The organism is Tardiphaga sp. 862_B3_N4_1 (assembly GCF_051811085.1).
GTDB classification, from domain to species: domain Bacteria; phylum Pseudomonadota; class Alphaproteobacteria; order Rhizobiales; family Xanthobacteraceae; genus Tardiphaga; species Tardiphaga robiniae.
Genome location: NZ_JBPWQB010000001.1, coordinates 3,090,339 through 3,108,304 on the forward strand (window position 1 = coordinate 3,090,339; position 17,966 = coordinate 3,108,304).

The 17,966-nt window shown below is 61.1% G+C and carries 16 protein-coding genes and 1 pseudogene; 5 read left to right on the top strand and 12 right to left on the bottom strand.

What is annotated here, in order from left to right; all coding sequences use genetic code 11:
- Positions 1-54 precede the first annotated feature (54 nt).
- The 5 genes from AB8B02_RS14735 to AB8B02_RS14755 all read left to right on the top strand — a co-directional run bounded on the left by AB8B02_RS14735 (position 55) and on the right by AB8B02_RS14755 (position 4,899).
- Positions 55-309, top strand: coding sequence for a hypothetical protein (locus AB8B02_RS14735; RefSeq protein WP_141137186.1), 255 nt, complete (start codon positions 55-57; stop codon positions 307-309).
- 91 nt (positions 310-400) lie between these two features.
- Positions 401-1,477: a type III polyketide synthase gene (locus tag AB8B02_RS14740; RefSeq protein WP_439064282.1), complete on the top strand. Its 1,077-nt coding sequence runs from the start codon at positions 401-403 to the stop codon at positions 1,475-1,477.
- Between the two features lie 4 nt (positions 1,478-1,481).
- Complete coding sequence (locus tag AB8B02_RS14745) at positions 1,482-2,219, top strand: methyltransferase domain-containing protein (protein WP_439064283.1); 738 nt, start codon at positions 1,482-1,484, stop codon at positions 2,217-2,219.
- Complete coding sequence (locus AB8B02_RS14750) at positions 2,216-3,364, top strand: NAD(P)/FAD-dependent oxidoreductase (protein WP_439064284.1); 1,149 nt, start codon at positions 2,216-2,218, stop codon at positions 3,362-3,364. The genes AB8B02_RS14745 and AB8B02_RS14750 overlap by 4 nt, the downstream gene beginning before the upstream one ends.
- Positions 3,361-4,899 (top strand): DHA2 family efflux MFS transporter permease subunit, encoded by a 1,539-nt coding sequence (locus AB8B02_RS14755; RefSeq protein WP_439064285.1) that lies wholly within the window; start codon positions 3,361-3,363, stop codon positions 4,897-4,899. Before AB8B02_RS14750 ends, AB8B02_RS14755 begins: the two co-directional genes overlap by 4 nt.
- Before the next feature lie 138 nt (positions 4,900-5,037).
- Here the strand turns inward: AB8B02_RS14755 and AB8B02_RS14760 are convergent, their stop codons facing one another.
- The 12 genes and pseudogenes from AB8B02_RS14760 to AB8B02_RS14815 all read right to left on the bottom strand — a co-directional run.
- Complete coding sequence (locus AB8B02_RS14760; RefSeq protein ID WP_309944913.1) at positions 5,038-5,337, bottom strand: DUF3551 domain-containing protein; 300 nt, start codon at positions 5,335-5,337, stop codon at positions 5,038-5,040.
- A gap of 1,509 nt (positions 5,338-6,846) precedes the next feature.
- Positions 6,847-7,602 carry an SDR family NAD(P)-dependent oxidoreductase gene (locus AB8B02_RS14765; protein WP_120292943.1) on the bottom strand — a complete coding sequence of 252 codons (756 nt, stop codon included), beginning with the start codon at positions 7,600-7,602 and terminating at the stop codon, positions 6,847-6,849.
- Positions 7,603-7,649: 47 nt separating this feature from the next.
- Positions 7,650-9,407: a nitrilase-related carbon-nitrogen hydrolase gene (locus AB8B02_RS14770; protein ID WP_175365720.1), complete on the bottom strand. Its 1,758-nt coding sequence runs from the start codon at positions 9,405-9,407 to the stop codon at positions 7,650-7,652.
- A 15-nt stretch (positions 9,408-9,422) separates the two neighbouring features.
- Positions 9,423-10,412, bottom strand: coding sequence for an acetamidase/formamidase family protein (locus AB8B02_RS14775; RefSeq protein WP_120292939.1), 990 nt, complete (start codon positions 10,410-10,412; stop codon positions 9,423-9,425).
- A gap of 45 nt (positions 10,413-10,457) precedes the next feature.
- Complete coding sequence (locus tag AB8B02_RS14780) at positions 10,458-11,171, bottom strand: ABC transporter ATP-binding protein (protein ID WP_175365722.1); 714 nt, start codon at positions 11,169-11,171, stop codon at positions 10,458-10,460.
- Positions 11,164-11,880, bottom strand: coding sequence for an ABC transporter ATP-binding protein (locus AB8B02_RS14785; RefSeq protein WP_120292935.1), 717 nt, complete (start codon positions 11,878-11,880; stop codon positions 11,164-11,166). The genes AB8B02_RS14780 and AB8B02_RS14785 overlap by 8 nt, the downstream gene beginning before the upstream one ends.
- Positions 11,880-12,944, bottom strand: a complete 1,065-nt coding sequence (locus tag AB8B02_RS14790) for a branched-chain amino acid ABC transporter permease (protein ID WP_439064286.1) — start codon at positions 12,942-12,944, stop codon at positions 11,880-11,882. The genes AB8B02_RS14785 and AB8B02_RS14790 overlap by 1 nt, the downstream gene beginning before the upstream one ends.
- Positions 12,945-12,957: 13 nt before the next feature.
- Entirely contained in the window at positions 12,958-13,830 is an 873-nt protein-coding gene (locus AB8B02_RS14795; protein WP_089267934.1) for an ABC transporter permease subunit, read from the bottom strand.
- Between the two features lie 107 nt (positions 13,831-13,937).
- Entirely contained in the window at positions 13,938-15,176 is a 1,239-nt protein-coding gene (locus AB8B02_RS14800; protein ID WP_120292931.1) for an urea ABC transporter substrate-binding protein, read from the bottom strand.
- An 11-nt stretch (positions 15,177-15,187) separates the two neighbouring features.
- A complete protein-coding gene (locus AB8B02_RS14805; RefSeq protein ID WP_309944902.1) occupies positions 15,188-15,853 on the bottom strand; it encodes an ANTAR domain-containing response regulator in 666 nt (221 codons plus the stop codon).
- Entirely contained in the window at positions 15,850-17,010 is a 1,161-nt protein-coding gene (locus tag AB8B02_RS14810) for a transporter substrate-binding domain-containing protein (RefSeq protein WP_439064287.1), read from the bottom strand. The genes AB8B02_RS14805 and AB8B02_RS14810 overlap by 4 nt, the downstream gene beginning before the upstream one ends.
- 674 nt (positions 17,011-17,684) lie before the next feature.
- Positions 17,685-17,920: pseudogene (locus tag AB8B02_RS14815) on the bottom strand (LysR substrate-binding domain-containing protein); the annotation flags it as partial.
- Positions 17,921-17,966: the final 46 nt, after the last annotated feature.

The following is a 17,966-nucleotide window of genomic DNA, read 5'->3' on the forward strand; positions in this document are numbered from 1 at the left end:
CACCGCAAATGCGGTTGCGGCAAGCAACAGCGATACCCCTAACGAGATCGCACCTTGTCGAACGAACGACGTCAAAATTCCGAGCATCCACCCACCTGCGAACGGCGCTTACTGATGCAGCAGCCATCGGAACGCGCCGAGCCGGACGGCGAACCAATGGCCACAACATCTTCGGAAGGCTTCTGTTCTTCAATTAAATACGAATTTAACCTGCAACGCAGCGACGCCCCGTGCGCAACGATTGCCGGCCAGACACCTGCCATCGACATCCCCGGCAGCAACCGAAGCAGAGCGTCGGTCCGTTCTTAAATCGCAATTTAATCGCTCCGCGGACTTTCTTCGCTATCTCGACCTTCATCGGCCGGCGCTCATTTCGGCGGAGGCATACGGAGGGATTCCCTTGCCAGCAGTTTATATCAATCGTGTCGCAACGGCTGTGCCGCCTTACGACGTTCATGACACTTTTCGCCGCTTCGCACAGTCTACGCTCCATCTGGCCAACCCGCGTCAGGCGCGGCTGTTCGAACGCATGGCCGACAAGTCCGGTATCGAGCACCGCTTCTCGTGCCTTACGCCGGGCAATCGACCGGAAGGCGACCATTTCGATGCCGGCGGCTTCTATGCCCGTAGTGGTTTTCCCGATACGGCGACGCGGATGGAGCAGTATGAGCGGCACGCGCCCGAACTGGCGCAAGCCGCCGTCGATCGCCTGCATCTCGGAGCAGATCGTGACCGCATCACGCACTTGATCATCACCAGTTGCACAGGTTTCTCCGCGCCCGGCCTCGACCTCGATCTCATCGCGCGTTGCGAGCTGCCGACGACGGTCGAACGTACCGTTATCGGCTTCATGGGCTGCTACGCCGCCATCAACGCCCTGAAGCTGGCCTATCACATCGTCCGCTCCGAGGCGTCGGCGCGCGTACTGGTCGTGAACCTCGAACTCTGTACGCTGCATCTCAAGGAAAACGCCGATCTCGAGCAGATGCTCTCGTTCCTGCTGTTCGCCGACGGTTGTGCGGCAAGCCTCGTGAGCGCCGAGCCGTCCGGCATCGCGCTCGACAGTTTCCGCGCCATGCTGGTCCCCGATACCCGCGATCTGATCACATGGAACATCCGCGATGCCGGCTTCGACATGGTTTTGTCGGGACGCGTTCCGGCCGTTATCCAGGACGGCCTACGGCGGAGCGCCGATGAAATCCTGGCTGGAGCGCCCGCGGCGGCGGTCGACCTGTGGGCGGTGCATCCCGGCGGCCGGACCGTTCTCGACGCGGTGGAGCGAGCCTTCGCGCTGGCGCCGACCGCACTGGCGGCGTCGCGCGACGTGCTGCGCCGTTATGGAAACATGTCGTCGGCGACGGTCATGTTCGTGATCGAGCGACTGATGCGTTCGGGCGCACGCGGCCGCAGCGGGTGCGCAATGTCGTTCGGGCCCGGACTGATCGCAGAAACCATGCTTTTTCGAACCGCGGCCTGAGCCCATGAGCACATTCAGCACCACCCGCGCTGCAGCGACGGACCTGTCGCAGCGAAGTACCGAAGCCGAATGGCTGGACAGCGCCGGCGCAAGTTCGGAAGAGCTCGAACTTGTGCTGCGCGACCTCGCCCGCTTCAACGGCGCGATGCTCGGGCACCGGGCGGTGATCGCCTGGCTGGACGCCGCCATCCAGCGGATACCTGAAGGCACCGAGCTCACACTCGTCGATGTCGGTTGCGGCTATGGCGACCTGCTGCGGGCGATCCGCAGCTGGGCCGCCGGGCGCGGCCGGCAGATCAAGCTGATCGGGCTCGATCTCAATCGCGAGACGGTCCGCATCGCGCAGTCGGCGACAGGAAACGATCTCAATATCGAATATCAGGTGATGGACATCTTCAATTTCATCCCGCCCTCCCCCATTGACTTCGTCGTCAGTAGCCTGCTCACGCATCATATGTCCGACGAGATGATCGTGACGTTCCTGCGCTGGATGGAGAGGACCGCGCGACGCGGCTGGATGATCTACGACCTGCAGCGCCACCGGGTGCCGTTCCATTTCATCGGCCTGATGGGCTGGCTGACGCGGCTGCATCCCATCGTCATTCACGACGGCCGGATCTCGGTTGCGAGAGCCCTCACCCGCGCGGAATGGACGGCGCGGTTACGCGATGCCGGGATCGCGCCGCGCGTGGTGCGCCTGCGATGGTTCTTGTTCCGCTTCGTGATCGGACGTGTGCGATGATTCAGGTCGAGACGATCGTCATCGGCGGCGGGCCGGCCGGCAGCGCGGTGGCCTGCGGTCTGGCCAGGTATGGCCACGACGTCATGCTGATCGAGCGCACAGCGACCTCCCAGCATAAAGTGTGTGGCGAATTCCTGAGCGTCGAGACACAGCTGCTGTTAAGGCGGTTGGGCGTCGATCCGCTGGCGCTCGGCGCGGTGCCGGTCGATGAGGTGGCGCTCTATTCCTCGCGCCGCAGCGTGACCTCGGCACTACCGTTTCGCGGGCTGTCGCTGTCGCGCTATCGACTCGACGCCGCGCTGCTGCGACACGCGCATTTCAGCGGCGCACGCCTGCATCGCGACGTGACGGTGAAAACGGCGAGACCCGATGGATCCGGCTGGCTGGTCATGTGCGACAACGGCCATACGGTGAGTTGCCGGAACCTCGTACTGGCCACCGGCAAGCTGGGTCTGCGCGGCATCGACGACACACGCGACGGCTCGCAGGTCGGGTTGAAAATGCACCTGCGGCCTACCCCCCACATTCGCCGAGCGCTCGAGGGTCGGGTCGAGCTTTACTTTCTGGAGGCCAGCTATATCGGCCTCGAACTGGTCGAAGACGGTATCGCCAACCTCTGCATGGTGCTGCCGGGTAAAGTCATGAGCCAGTTCGGATCCGGCTGGCCCGCGCTGCGCAACCATGTGGCGGCGGCACTTCCCGCACTGGCGGAGCGGCTGGCAGACGCCGAACCACTGTGGGACAAGCCGAAGGCCGTGGCCTGTCCCAGCGGCGGACATCTTCATCGCGAGCGAAACACTGCAGCCTATCGGGTCGGCGACCGTCTCGCCCACATCCCGCCCTTCACCGGCGACGGCCTTGCCATCGCCCTTGGATCGGCCGCGCTGGCAGTCGCGCATATCCGGGAGGGCCTTTCACCTGATGTGTATCTGGCGGCGGCGCGAAAACTCACAGCCGGACCGATCCGGCTGGCGAGCATCGTCTCCTGCCTTGCCGAACATCGCATCAGCCGAAACCTGATGTTCGCCGCGGCCACGCGCGGCCCGGGCCTGATCAGCTCGATCGTCCGCCGCACCCGATTAACCCGCGCGATGGATAGCCTTGACCCTGCCGTGCTGCCTGCCCCGCCGCTCGTAAGCCCATGACGACCCCGCGCACCGAACTGCCCCTCGCGGACACCCGGACGTGGCTCGGCTTTGTCCTGATGTGTCTTGGGATGTTCATGGCGATCCTCGACATTCAGGTCGTCGCAACATCGCTGCCGACCATTCAGAATGCCCTCGCCATCTCCCCGGAGACGATGAGCTGGGTCCAGACCTCCTATTTGATTGCCGAGATCATAGCCATTCCCCTGACGGGCTGGCTGACGCATGTGCTCTCAATGCGCTGGCTGTTTGCCGCCGCCCTCGCGCTGTTCACACTGGCGTCGATCGGCTGCGCCGCGAGCGGCACCTTCGCCGCCCTCGTGTCGTTTCGTGTGCTGCAGGGATTCGCGGGCGGAACGCTCATCCCGGCGGTGTTCGCCGCAGTCTTCCTGCTGTTCCCGCCGCGCAACCAAGGTATCGCCACGACGATCGCCGGCATCGTGGCGGTGCTGGCGCCGACGGTCGGCCCTGTGGTCGGCGGCTGGATCACGCAGACCTGGTCCTGGCACTGGCTGTTCCTGATCAATGTCGTTCCCGGGCTGATCGCTTGCGTTGTGGCGCCTCCTCTGCTGCCCCGGCAACAGCTGAACTTTGGCGACGTTGCGGAAATCGATTGGCGGTCGCTGGTTCTGATGGCGATGTTGCTGGCCACTCTGGAGATCGGACTGAAGCAATCCCCCCATGATGGCTGGGTATCGGTCACCTGCACGGGCCTGTTCACAATCAGCGCGCTCTGCGGCGGCCTGTTCGTCCGACGCACATTGCGCGCTGCCCATCCTGTCGTGCAGCTTGGCCCGTTCCGAAACCGCTCGTTCGCGATCGGATGCGCGTTGAGCTTTTGCCTGGGCGTGGGCCTGTACGGCTCAGTCTATCTCATCCCGGTTTTTCTGGCTTACATCAGGGGTCACGACGCCCTGCAGATTGGTTCGACGATGCTGGTGACCGGCGCCGCGCAACTGGCGATGTCGCCCATCGCCGTCGCGCTGGAACGGCGACTCAAGGCGCGCTGGCTGACCGCCGCAGGTTTTGCGGTGTTTGGTATCGGCCTCGCCCTCAGCATGTTTCAGACACGCGACACCGATTTCAACCAGATGTTCTGGCCACAGATCGTTCGCGGCGTCGCCATCATGTTCTGCCTGTTGCCACCGACCCGCCTGGCGTTGGGCTCGCTGCCGGAAGCGCAGATACCGGCAGCGAGCGGCCTGTTCAACCTGATGCGCAATCTGGGCGGCGCGATCGGCATCGCGCTGATTGACACTATCCTATACAGTCGCACCCACATCTACGCCGCTGCGTTGCATATGCGATTGTTATCGGGAGACCCCACGGCGGCAACGGCCATTGGCCTCGATCCCGCGTTGCTGACAAGCGGTCTCTCCGGCCCACCCACTCCTGCCATGGAAGCCCTGGTCCGGCCCATGATCGAAAAGACGGCCTTTGTCTGGAGTGTGAACGATGCTTGGGCAATGCTGGCAGCAACGGCGCTGCTTGCCGTGCTGCTGGTGCCATTCGCATGGGGCGGGCGCGAACGGTAGTTCGGCCCGGGCGAGCGGCGCTGCTGCCGCCATCTCGAGAAGCGATAGACGCGTTTCACGGCGTCCCCCTTTTCAAGATGATCTCGTTTTCCGCACAAGAGATTATTATCGACCGGGCCGTGCCGCTCGCGAAGGCGCTCAGTACCGGGCACGCCACCCGTCGGGCGTTCGCTCATAACTACCGCGGAAATCGATGTTCTCCACGCAGTTGGCGTGCATGTCGGCCGCGGCCTGCAGACATTCCTGATAATCATAGTAGCCGCAGATCTGCGGTGCGCCCCCTGGACCATTGGATGAGCCTGGCAACAGACAGAATGGCGACGCGTCACGGTGCAGTGGCGTAGCTTCGGCGGGTTGCGAGCTCAGCGCTGCGAACGAGAGCACGACGGCAACGGCAAAGGCCGCGGTGAGATATCTGGGTTGTCGATCGAAAATCATCATCCATCTCCATCTGCTGTGAACCTCAAAGCGTGCCGCTCGCGGTCGCGCAGTCGCATCGATCGGAGATCGCGATTGCAAAGCCTGCAAGATGGGCAGCCAAGGGCTACGTTTCCGAGGTCATCGTGCGCCGGAAATTCAAGATTTTCTTCGCACAGGTCCCATACCAAAGAGATAGGAAATCCTATGTATTTCCCGAATAAATACGTGTTTAACTTTCGAAAGCGCTCGGAGCGACCCCGATCGACGTTCCGAATGAAGGTCTGACTGACAGCGGAAAATCGGCCTCTCGAATTTTCCGCAGCGTTTCGAACAGCCGCCATCATCTTCGGCACAAAGCGGCCATTCACGCTGCAAAAGCCACCTGGCCCGTCCAGTGTCCACGGTTGTGTCACTTAACGACATTTGGTGACTACGACCTCAAGATATTGGCTAGGCGACCACCATTCCTCGGCTGCATTGTCTTCGATCAGCACGTAAAACGTCGGCTTCCAACGATTGCTGCGAGCTGCATCGCTCATCACCACTGCCTCTCCGACTGTAGAAGCGCGCACGATGCGCTCCAGGCTGAAGCGCCAACACATGCAGTGCTCGATTTTACCCTTGGTGGCGGGAGCGTCGCTTGCGGAAGGTTAGGGCGACTGATGCTCGGGGCGATGGGGGCCGTCTCATTGGGAGTCATCTCAATCATTGAGCGCTCCCATGGCAAGTTTCCTTTAGTCCGGATGAAGGCTCTATACTTGCTCGAGACAGATCAGATCGAAGCGCTCCCTGCTCATCGCATATCAGCCAGGGCTCATGCCTTCTCCCATACAAACTTGAAGGTGCATCGAGGCAGATCGGATCACACCTACATTTTCACACCACAGCAGGATGCCAACGGATATTGACGTGGTTGTTGTCAGAGAGGGCAAGAACTGGAAGGGCGCGCGCTAGATTTTGTGCTCGGAATGATAGGTTTGGAAAAGCGTTTTAAGACTCAGTCAAAACCCTCGAAATTCATAATGGTAAAGAGTAGCTCGAGAAGCCCACCTGCGTTTGTTTTGCATCTGGCAACCGTTGGCAGTCAGCACTCAGGCCAATCGCAATCGGTGTCATTTGTCACTTCGCTGCCCCCGAATTTGCCGAAGGTTTGTTTTGCGCCAGGAGCTGCCAATCGCCCAAGCTGAGCCGAAAAGCCCACTGCTTCACGATAGCTCGTAGCTGTCGTATCACCAGCCCCATAGCCGCCAATTAGAGGCACATGGGGGCACCAACCGACTGAGCCCCACCTTCCAGCCCGTTTCGTTTCCACGGTCGCAGTTTGGCGTTGGCGCCGGGTTGATGTCACTCATTGCAGAATGGCGAGATCACACCGAGTTAGCTGATCGCCGATGACTGTATAGGAAATTGCAGTTTCCTATACAGTCGTCAGCGTGGATGAATTCTCATGTTTCTTAGTTCAGCAATGATCGTCGAACTATCCCGCTCCTCGAACTGATCGCGCCTCGTTTCGAAGCGGGTTCAGAGCTACACGGCCCTCGTCAGAGCACCGTCGATGATGAGGTTGGTACCCGAGATGCGGCTCGCGATAGGGCTAGCCACGAACACGACTCCGGCGGCCACTTCCTCCGCGGTTCCCATTCGACCGGTCGGGTTCAAGCTCATGGCCGTCTTGTAAAGTTCGGGCGAGCCGTGTTCGATGCCCTGCCATATGCCGCCTTCGAAATAGGTGTTGCCGGGCGACACCGCGTTGACGCGGACGCCTTTGCCGGCGAGCTGATTGCTCAATCCCTTGGCATAGTGGATCAGTGCAGCCTTGAAGGCGCCGTAAGAGCCGGCGGCGAAATCGACCTCGAACCCGGAGACGCTGGAGACGATGACAATCGACGGCGTCTTCGATTTTTCCAGATAGGGAAGCGCGGCCGCCACCGCATTGACCGTGTGCATCATGTCGATGCGGAATGACTTTTCCCAGGTTTCCGCGGTATCGCCGACCGCCAGTGCGCTGACATTGCATACGAGGATATCGACGCCGCCGAGCTCGGCGGCCGCGCCGTCAACCCATTGCTTGAGGGCGACGGGATCGGCGACATCGGTCGACTTGCCCCAGGCCTTGACGCTCTTCGCCTGCAAGGCCGCAACGACGCTGTCGATCTGCACTTGCTGTCGCGCGCAAATGGCGACGTTGGCGCCCTCGCTAGCGAACATGTCCGCAATCGCACGACCGATTCCCTTACTTCCGCCCGTCACCAGAGCGTTCGTGCCCTTCAATCCCAGATCCATGGTTCACTCCTCGGTTGAGATGCCTGACTGCTCGGCTTGCACGATTGTCATCGGTGCTCTCGCGCGTACCACCCCGCAGCCTTCGTGATCAACCCGCGGTAGCTGTGCGGCATCCGCATAGCAACCAGATCTTTCCGGCGCACAACGTTGGTCGGATAGACGGTGTCGAGATTCGTGGTGTCCACCACCGCCGTCGCCGTCCCTTCGGTATCCGCCGCGATGGCTTCCCGACGCGGAAACTCGAAGGTGTCGGGGCCGAACACGCCGCTGAGGCCTGGATATCCGTTGCCGGGATCGAACACATTCGAGAACGCAAAAAACACGTTGTTCTCGCCGGCGCGAACCCGGAAGTGATGCCAGTGATAGAGATCGGCGCCGGTCGGGATCGGATAGTTCTGCGACACAAGCGATCCCACATGCGGGGTGCTGAAACGTTCCTTAATCGCTGCCGCGCAGACGATGAGATCACACCCCTTCAGCGCAAGGATGCGGCCGGCTTCAGGAAACGATGCATCGTGACCGATCAGAAGGCCGATGCGCCCGACCGACGTGTCGGCCACCACCCAGTCATCGCCGTGACGCGCCCAGGCACGCTCGGATTCCGTCAAGTGGGTCTTGCGGTAAACCGCGACAAGGCCTTCTGGCCCGATCAGGCACGCGCTGTTGTAGATCGCATCGCCGTTACGCTCGGCGATGCCGACGACAAGATACACCTTGAGCTGGGCGGCCAGACGGCAGAGCTGATCGGTCTCCGGCCCCGGAACAGTCTGCGCTCGCGCGCCGGGATTGTTGAGGCCGCTCAGCGCGAGTTCCGGAAACACGACGAGGTCGGCCTTGCCCTCAAGCTCCGCCTGCCGCGCAAGCGAGGTGATGCGCGCGAGATTTGCTTCGACGTCATCACCGGGACTCATCTGCGCGACCGCAACCCGCGACGTCCGCCCCGTCGGCCAGGGCTTGTGGCCGTACAACTTGAAGAAATCGCGAGGATTCCAGCTGAACGTATTGGACAGCAGCCCCGCATAGAGTTCGGGGCGGCGCTGAGAGAACACGGCTTCACCGCCAACACGCCGCGCGCGGGACGCGTCCAGATCCATGTCAGCTAGTGCGAAGCCGTCCCCGCCATCGATCAGGGCCGCAATTGTTCCGTCCGGCGCGATCACGCAACTGCCGCCGCTGAACTGGACGGTGCGTTCAAGTCCCCACCGATTGCTTTCGATCAGATAGCAACCGTTCTCGAACGCCCGGCTGATCCAATACGGAGCCGGTGTGCGCTCAGCGAGCCAGTTCGAGATATGGCAGATCACGTCGGCGCCCTGCAAGGCGACGAGACGCGCGGTCTCCACAAAGTGGATGTCCATGCAGATCAGCAGCGCGATGCGCCCGATCGGCGTGTCTAAGACCTGATGGCCGAGATCGCCTGCCGCCGACCATTTCGGCTCCGCAATATAGGGATGCGTCTTGCGATGCTGGCCAATCACACCTTCGGGTCCGATCAGCACCGCAGAGTTGAAATAGATGCTGTCGCTATCGACCTCCGGCATGCCGACAACAATGTAGCAGTCATGTTTCCGCGCGAGCGCTGCGAAGCGATCCGTGGTCGGCCCCGGGATCGTCTCGACGAACGGTGCGACCTCAGCCCGGTCGAACCAGCAATAGCCCGTGGTGCCCATCTCCGGCGTAACGATGAGCCGGGCGCCCGCTGTCGCCGCCGCTTCGCAGAGTTCGAGCAGCCGCGCGATATTGCGCTCCTTCTCGAACATGGTCGGTTCGAACTGAACCGTGGCAACCTTGTGCACGCGCGACATGATCGGCTTACCCTTTTAGACCAAAAATGATTTCTTGATCGAAGCGCCGAGCGTATATTTCGGATCCACCATGTTGCCGAGCCGGACGCGGCCGGTCTGGGTCAGTAGCATGTAGGCATCGATCTCCTCAAAGCCGTAATCGGCCGTCATCCAACGGCAAAGCTCGCGATAGGCGATGCGCGCAGCATCTTCCATCGGCCGCGCCGAGCCGATCGTCATGATGAAGTCCTTGGTCTCCAGCCGCGGCCAAGCAATGCTCCAGCCCTTGATCAGATCAATCTGGACCGTGGTCACGGTCGGATGCTCGATCGCGACGCCGCAGAGTTCGCCGTCGCCCTGCGCCGCGTGGCAGTCACCGAGATAGAGCAACGCGCCCTTGGTATTGACCGGCAGATAGATCACCGCACCGACACCGACGTCGGGCAGGTCCATGTTGCCGCCGTAATAGTCCGGCACCAGCGACGAAATCGCCTCGATCTCCGGCGAAGTGCCGATGGTGCCGATGAACGGCTCATAGGGCAGCGTGATCTTGTCGTTCCATTTGGTGCCGTTCTCGAGAGTGATCTCGAGCTTCTTGACGCGCTCGGGCAAAGCCGGATTGAGCAACGCGGTCTGGCCGGTGCCGACCAGCCCGCCGAATTCCGGCATGACGACAGTGGTGCCGCGCGGTTGCGGCCCACGCGGCACGATGCTCTCGATATAGACCGCGAGCGTATCGCCCTTCTCGGCTCCGTTGATCCAGATCGGCCCGTTCTGCGGGTTGAGAAAGGGAAAGTTGAGAATCTTCGAGGGGATGTCGGTCTCGTGCTTGATGGCGCCCTCGAACGCATCATGGGTTTCGGCGGAGACCACAGCGCCGGGATCGACCGTCAGCACAGGCCCTACGTAAGGGCCATAGACATAGTGGTACTTGCCCTGATCCTGTTCGGTGATCATGTGATGGGTGCCGGGTTTTCCCTTGGCGACGCCCTTGCTCGCCATGATCGAATTTTCCTGCCAGGCCATCGATTCACTCCTTCGTCTCTGTGTTGTTATGGGCGTGGGTTGGTTTCAGACCGCGAGATGACGGCGCATTTCTGCCTGATCGTCGAGCGCGGCCCGATCGAGGCTTGCGACGATGCGCCCCTTGTCCATCACGTAGCAGCGCTGCGCCATGGCGCGGATCATGTCGAGATTCTGCTCGACCAGGATGATAGTGACGCCGGTGCTGCGGTTGAGTTCGACCATGTTGCGGGCAATGTCCTGAACGATATTCGGCTGAATGCCTTCGGATGGCTCATCGAGCAAAATGAGGTGGGGATCGGCAATCAGCACACGCCCGATGGCGAGTTGCTGCTGCTGGCCACCGGACATGGTGCCGGCACGCTGGCTCCAGCGCTCCGCGAGGATCGGAAAGGCTTCCACGATCCGCCGCCGTCCCTCCTCGGGGATATCGCCCTTGATCGCAGCGCCGACGGCGATGTTTTCGGCCACCGTCAGGCGCGGAAACACGTCGCGCCCCTGTGGCACATAACCCATGCCAAGCCGCGCCCGTTTGTGCGGCGGCAACAGTTCGACGGCCTCGCCGCGATAGACAATCGAACCGCTCATCGCCGGCACGAGGCCAATCAGGCTTTTCATCAGCGTCGATTTGCCGACGCCGTTGCGGCCGATCACAGCGACGATCTCGCTCTCCCACACCTCGATTTCGAGGCCCTGCAACACCGGCTTGCCGCCGTAACCGGCGCGCAAGGCCTGCGTCGAGAGAATGACTTCCTTACGCATGGGCCTGCCCCAGATAGATAGCGGCGACGCGTTCGTCGGCGACGATCTCATCGATCGAGCCTTGCGCGAAGACCTGTCCAAGATGCAGCACCGTGACGCGCTGCGCGACCTGGCGCACGAAGGCCATGTCGTGCTCGATCGCCAACACTGTCATGCCGTCCGCATTCAATCGCTGCACCATCTCGCCCGTCTGATGCGTTTCTTCCGGCGACATGCCCGCAGTCGGCTCGTCGAGCAGCAACAGTTGCGGCTTCAGGCTGATCGCCATGCCGATTTCGAGCCACTGCTTCTGGCCGTGGCTCAGATTCCCGGCGGTCTGCATCTGCTCGGCTTCAAGGTTGAGGAACGTCAGCAACCGATCGATCCCGCGCGCGAGCTCAACGCTGCGATGCGTCCGCTGCAGGGCGATTTCGAGGTTTTGTCGGACAGACAATCCCTTGAATACGCCAGGCACCTGGAATTTGACCGACAGCCCGCGGTGAATGCGCGCGAACGGTTTCAGCGCAGTGATGTTCTCGCCGGCGAACAGAATATCGCCGCTACCGGGATGGTGTTCGCCTAGGATCAACCTGAACAGCGTACTCTTCCCCGCACCGTTCGGACCGATCAGGCAATGGATTTCACCGGCCTCAAGCACGAGATCGACCGAATTGGTGACATGCAAGCCGCCGAAATGTTTATTGAGTCCGCGAAGCTCGAGAAGCGCCATCAGACGTCTCCCTTGCTGCGGCGCGCAACGAGCCGGGAAATCAGATTCATGGCACCGAGCACGAGCCCGTTCGGCGCGATCAGCACGGTCAGTACCAGCAGCACACCCATGAACACCAGCGCGTATTGGCTGCCGTAAATGGTCAGGGCCTGGAAGGCCGCGAGCACCACCAGCGTGCCGATCACGGTCGACGTGAGATCGCTGCGGCCGCCGACCGCGACCCAGATCAACGGCAGCGCGGCCGCGGTCATGCCCATGCTCGACGGCGTGATGTACTGTCCCCACGCCGTGTAAAGCACGCCGGAAATGCCCGCGAGCGCCGCTCCGATCACGAAGGTGATGAGCTGATATTTGCGCACGTCGTAGCCCAGCATCTCCGCGCGCTCCGGATTCTCGCGGATCGCAACGATGACATTGCCAAACGAGGAGTTCATCAGGATGCGCAGGCCGAGATAGACCAGCAGCAGCAATCCCAGCACGGCGTAATAGAGTCCGATATCGGCCAACAACACGATGTCGCCACCGGACCATGGGATCGTTAGCGGCGGCATCGCGCTCATGCCATTAAAGCCGTTGAGGCGCGCCGCGCCGATGCGCCACTCAGGGCCCGCGGTCTGGGCCATAAAGCGCTCCAGCATCAGCGTCACCGCCAGCGTGACAATACCGAGGAAGACGCCGGCGATACGGCCGAAGAACATGAAATAGCCGAGCAGCAACGCAAACAGCGCGGCGATCGCGACCGCCAGCACCAGCGCGACCAAGGTGAACCCATAAGCCGAGCCGAAATTGAGCGTGAGGATGCCGTAGCTATAACCGGCAATGCCAAAAAAAGCGGTCTGCCCGAACGAGAGCGAACCGCCATAGCCCCAGATCACACACAGGCTGAGCGCGATGAACACCCAGACGAAGAAATACACGGTATTGCCGACCGTATAACCGTCGCTGAACAACGGATAGGCGCAGGCAATCGCGAACACGATGGCGAACGTAATCCAGAACGCCGGACCACGACCCACAGTCTGCGGGCCTTCGAGGCGGCGGAGGAAACCAGGCAAACCGTTCACAGCTGCGGATCCTTCAGGTTCGTTCGCGCAGCAGGAAGCCGGAGATGCCTTTCGGCAGGACCCGGACAACGATGATCACGGCGACCAGCAAACCGATCTGGCCAAACAATTGTCCCTGCCAGGAGGTCATCACCGACTTCACCACCGCGAGGATCGCGCCGGCCGGCGCGGTACCGAGGAATACGTCGGCCCCACCAATCACCACGGTGACGAAGGCCTCCATGATGAAGGTGGCGCCCATCGTCGGCACCAGCGTCATGGTGGGCGCGTACAGGCCACCTGCAAGACCGGCGAGCCCGGCACCGCAGGCAAAGGTGAGACTGTAGATCAGGCGGGTATCGACACCGAGAGCCGCGGCCATGTGCGGCACCTGGATGGTGGCGCGGGCAAGCACGCCGAAGCGCGTCCAGTTGAACAGCATATAGAGGCCGCCGAGTACGCCGAGCGCGGAGGCAAACAGCACGAGGCGATAGATGGAATAAGAATACTCGCCAACCTGAAAGCTGCCGAACGGCGTTCCGACGCCGGCCATGGACGAGCCCACCAAGATCAGCGTCCCCTGGGTCGCAATGAGGCTCAGGCCCCAGGTTGCCACGATGGTGTCGAGCGGCCGGTCATAGAGATGGCGGATCACCACGAGTTCGACTAGCGCGCCGACCAACGCGGCGACGATGGCCCCGGCCAAGATCGCCAGCGGCAGCGGCAGGCCGAGATGGACGGTGGAAGCCGTCACATAGGCGCCGCACATGATGAACTCGCCATGGGCGAGATTGATCACGCCCATCATGCCGAAGATCACCGCGAGTCCGCATGCCGACAGCACGAGAAAAGCGAATGCATCGCCGAACTGATAGAGCGCCGAGAATATATGCGTTGCGATGTCCATGAACCAACCGGGATGATGCAAATTCGAAATGCGAGGGAAACTTCAGCTCTTCGAGAACACTGTCCCGGCAGGCAGACGTACCTGCCGGGACGGCGCCGACGCCGATGTCAGGGTTTCGGCGGCGGGTTCGAGGGCGTGTACTGCGCCATAGGATCCTTCTTGGTCAGATCGCAACCGGCATCGCCCAGCCAGTACGGCTTGATGCCCTCCCACACTTTCGGAAACGAGATCGAATGATCGGCCCCGACCTTGGCGAGATAAATGGTGTGCGACATATGCTGGCTCTTCGGGTCGATACAGACCTTGCCCTCCGGCGCATCCATGCAGACATCACCGACCGCGATTACCTTGCGGATATCTTCCCGCTTGGTCGACTTCGCCCGTTCGACCATCTGCTTATAGAGATAGACTGCGAGATAGGAATTCTCGGCTTCCTGGTTCACATAGGGCTCGTTAGGGAACTTGGCCTTGAACTTGGTGTAGAATGCCTTGCTGGCCGGGGTATCGATTTCCTCGATGTAGTTGGTCGTGACGTACATGTCCTTCAGGCTTGGCGGCTTGAAGCGTTTGTGTTCGTAGCCCTGCCCGACGTTGACCGACGAGGCCATCGGCAGATTGACGTTGGCGGATGCCGCCTGCTCGTAATAGGAAGCCTGCGCAGTGCCAACCAGCAGCGTCACCACAAAATCAGGCTTTGCTTTCTGGATATTCTGGATGCTCTGTGAGAACTGGGACACGCCGAGCGGGATGAACTCCTCACCGGCCATCTTGCCGCCGTTCTCCTTGACGATGTTGCGCACCCACTCCGCCGATATCTGGCCGAAATTGTAATCCGCGGCGAGCGTGTAGACGTTCTTGCCGTACTTCTCCATCATGTAGGGAATGAGCGTGGAGAACTGCTGTTCCGGCACCGCACCGGTGACAATCATATGGCCGTCGCAAACGCCGCCTTCGTACTGATTGTTGTAGAATGCGAAGCCGTTGAACTGATCGACGATCGGGCGATAGGCCTCGCGCGAAGCGGACGAGAAGCCAGCGAATACTACGTCGACCTTGTCGCGCTGGAGCACACGGCGCATGAATTCCTGATAGCGTGTGTTGTCGGACTGGGTGTCGTAGGCGACCAGCTCAAGCGGCCGGCCGTCGATACCACCGGCCTTGTTGATCTCTTCGGCCGCGAGTTGGATCGCATGCACTTTTCCGATGGTAGCCACCGCGAAATCGCCGGACTGGTCCTCCAGCACCCCGAGCTTGATCGGGGTTTGCGCAAACGCCGCACCTGTCGCGAGAACAAGCGTCCCCGTGAGGGCTACGGCGCGCAGCCCCCGCAACACATTCTTGGTCATGTTGGTGTCTCCTACATCGCTTGCTTGTTGCCGCCTCGCAGCGTGATGCTGGTCGCGCGGCCGGGAATGTCGGGCGCACTTGCCCGCCTGCTCAGAAATTCCTCGCAGTAGAGTTCCAAGTTCTGCCGCGCGCGCATGCTCTCGCGGCGAAGCTGGGAATAGGCGCTCTCTTCATCGAGACCGTCTTGCTGCATCAAGAAGATCACCGCGCGGATCACCGCGCGACGGCTACGACGGCGTTCTTCGAGATCCTGAAGGCGGGCATGCATATCGCTACGCAACATGAACTGGTTCACGCCCATGAACAGTGAGGTGTAGACGGCGCCGCCGTGGACCGGCTTACGCAGGAAGGAAGTCGCGCCGAGATTGACCAACGCCTTCAGACGGCTCGGCGCCTCAACGCCGACCAGACCGATCACCGGCACCGGCGGCAGGCGTGAGATGGGATTGACCTCAATCGCCACCGCGCCTTCGAGATCGCCGTCAATGAACAGGATATCGCGCTCGGACTGCAGGTTGCCGACATCGATCTGCGCGCGGCCGTCGACGATCTCGGGATATTCGGTCGTCACACCAAGTTTGGCGAGGGTGGACTCGAGTGAGCCCTCTTTTCCACCGCGTCCGATGACGACAAGAGCGCGACCGCCTTTGAAATTCTGCAGCAACCGGGATGTCATGATTGCACCACTCTGAGCACGGGAGAGCGCATTGCACTCGCAAAGCGCGGCGACGACTGAACGAGATAGGGATCTGGCGCGATTGGGCTGCGTGCCTCCAGCAGCACTTCGAACTGCCCATTGAGGGTGGAACGGGCGATCCGCGGTGTCAGCCAGGCGTGATAGGTTTGCGGATCAATGCGCACCTCGCCCTGCGGCGCCAGCAAGCTCTGGCTGGCGACCGCGGCGCGCACGGCGCGTGCATCATCGGTACCCGCCTGCTCCAATGCTGCGGCCAGAAGCTTGACGGCGATGTAGGACGCTTCTGCGTCGGCGGACGATACTGGTCCGCCGGGGAAGGCCTTGGCATAGGCGGCGATGAATGCCGCATTCGCCGGAGATTCCAACGAGGAGAAATAGACGCTGGAGCTCAAGTGCCCGTCGATAGCCTCGTCGCCAATCTCCGCAAGCTCCGGCTCTGACAGCGTGCAGCTGGCCACCGGAATTTCATTGACCTGATCGATACCGCGCGCGCGGCAGGCCGCGCGGAAATCGCGGAAGAAGGCATAGGCGCTCGTACCGATCAGATTGTTGAAGACGAAATCTGGACGCTGCTCAAGGATCGCCGATATCACCTGGTCGAATTCGGTATCGCCCACGGACAGGTATCGCTCTGCGACCACGGCGCCTCCCCGCGCGGTCAGCGCCTCACGGAAGATGCGGTTGTTCTCCCAAGCCCAGATGTAGTTGGAGCCGACGCAGAATGCGCGAGTACCAACCCGCGAGGCGAGATACTCGACCAGTGGCAGCACGTGCTGGTTGGGCGATGCTCCGGTGTAGATCACATTGTCCGAACTCTCGAACCCTTCATAATGCGACGGATACCAGAGCAACCCGTCAAACTTCTCGAAGCAGGGAATGACCTCCTTGCGACTCGAAGACGTATAGCAGCCCAAAACTTGGCGGATGCCGGCGCCAAGCAGCTCGAGGCTAAGTGCGCGGTAACGTTCAAGATCGCCCGACGGGTTCACCACGACGGGCTCCAACGTCACCGCACCGTCTGCCTCGGCATTCTCCTGGAACGCCAGCAACGCGCCGTTCAGCATCGAGCGTGCGACGACGCTGTAGGACCCTGTCGTCGAGAACATTATGCCGATGCGATAGTGCTTCCGCGCCATTAGCCGATCCAAAACAAAAAAAGCGCCCGCCGGCTGTGAAGCCGTGGGCGCCCTCGCCACCAACTGGACACGCTTGAATTTGAAGCGCGGTGTTGGAAATGGTTTGAACTTGTAGCGTTATCGGGCAGCTCTGCCCAACGCTTGCAGTTTAAGCTCCCTTAGAACGACCATACTGTCAAGCACGTTGTTACGGCGAGAGTTGCTTCAATTCATCCCTCGTTGCAGCAAAACTATGCAGGGCGCCGGGAAATTACACTGGTTGCACGAGCGCCAATGACAGTCATTGCGTCAGGATCCATTCAGACGGCAATGCGGAGCATCACCTACCATCCACAGCTATCGAATTAAATCGCAGGTCATACCCAACAGATGTATTATGAACCGGCAAACAAAAATATCGACCTTCGAAGACGAGTTGAATGAAAACGCCAGCAATTTGACGACCACCAACGAGGAGACCGCTTGGACCATACACTGCGACGTTGCGTGGCTCTTCGTCGATTCTGCATTTCGTCCTATTAGATGAGCGGCATCTGCGAGAGGAGCTCGCTGAGCGCGACCATGGAGCCGCAGGTCAATCAACTTTCGACGCGCTCGCGGTAATGCTCAAATACACTTGTAACGCCGCGGGATGAGATCCAGCCATTCAAGCACCAGTTCCCGCCCTATCGCCATCACAGCAGCTCACGTTTCAACAGTCCACCCAGCCAGTCCGCAAAGACCTGAAACCTCCGAGAGAGATGCTGACGGTGTGGATAGAGCAGTGCCATGGCATCGGCGCAGCTCGATGATGGGGCATCACCTCGACGAGTTCGCCCGCGTCGAGGTGGCGCTTTACATCGTAGGCCGGGATCTGGATGAGGCCGAAGCTGGCAAGGCAGCAGGCGATATAAACTTCGGCACTGAAGACCTACCCGGGTTTCCAAATTCAAGGTTGGCTTCATTCTACGCAGCAA

Coding starts and splice junctions, on each gene's coding strand:
- AB8B02_RS14775 (WP_120292939.1), bottom strand. CDS start 10,412: ATGGCCTGGCAGGAAAATTCGATCATGGCGAGCAAGGGCGTCGCCAAG.
- AB8B02_RS14770 (WP_175365720.1), bottom strand. CDS start 9,407: ATGTCGCGCGTGCACAAGGTTGCCACGGTTCAGTTCGAACCGACCATG.
- AB8B02_RS14785 (WP_120292935.1), bottom strand. CDS start 11,880: ATGGCGCTTCTCGAGCTTCGCGGACTCAATAAACATTTCGGCGGCTTG.
- AB8B02_RS14750 (WP_439064284.1), top strand. CDS start 2,216: ATGATTCAGGTCGAGACGATCGTCATCGGCGGCGGGCCGGCCGGCAGC.
- AB8B02_RS14780 (WP_175365722.1), bottom strand. CDS start 11,171: ATGCGTAAGGAAGTCATTCTCTCGACGCAGGCCTTGCGCGCCGGTTAC.
- AB8B02_RS14800 (WP_120292931.1), bottom strand. CDS start 15,176: ATGACCAAGAATGTGTTGCGGGGGCTGCGCGCCGTAGCCCTCACGGGG.
- AB8B02_RS14795 (WP_089267934.1), bottom strand. CDS start 13,830: ATGGACATCGCAACGCATATATTCTCGGCGCTCTATCAGTTCGGCGAT.
- AB8B02_RS14765 (WP_120292943.1), bottom strand. CDS start 7,602: ATGGATCTGGGATTGAAGGGCACGAACGCTCTGGTGACGGGCGGAAGT.
- AB8B02_RS14745 (WP_439064283.1), top strand. CDS start 1,482: ATGAGCACATTCAGCACCACCCGCGCTGCAGCGACGGACCTGTCGCAG.
- AB8B02_RS14755 (WP_439064285.1), top strand. CDS start 3,361: ATGACGACCCCGCGCACCGAACTGCCCCTCGCGGACACCCGGACGTGG.
- AB8B02_RS14810 (WP_439064287.1), bottom strand. CDS start 17,010: ATGGCGCGGAAGCACTATCGCATCGGCATAATGTTCTCGACGACAGGG.
- AB8B02_RS14805 (WP_309944902.1), bottom strand. CDS start 15,853: ATGACATCCCGGTTGCTGCAGAATTTCAAAGGCGGTCGCGCTCTTGTC.
- AB8B02_RS14760 (WP_309944913.1), bottom strand. CDS start 5,337: ATGATTTTCGATCGACAACCCAGATATCTCACCGCGGCCTTTGCCGTT.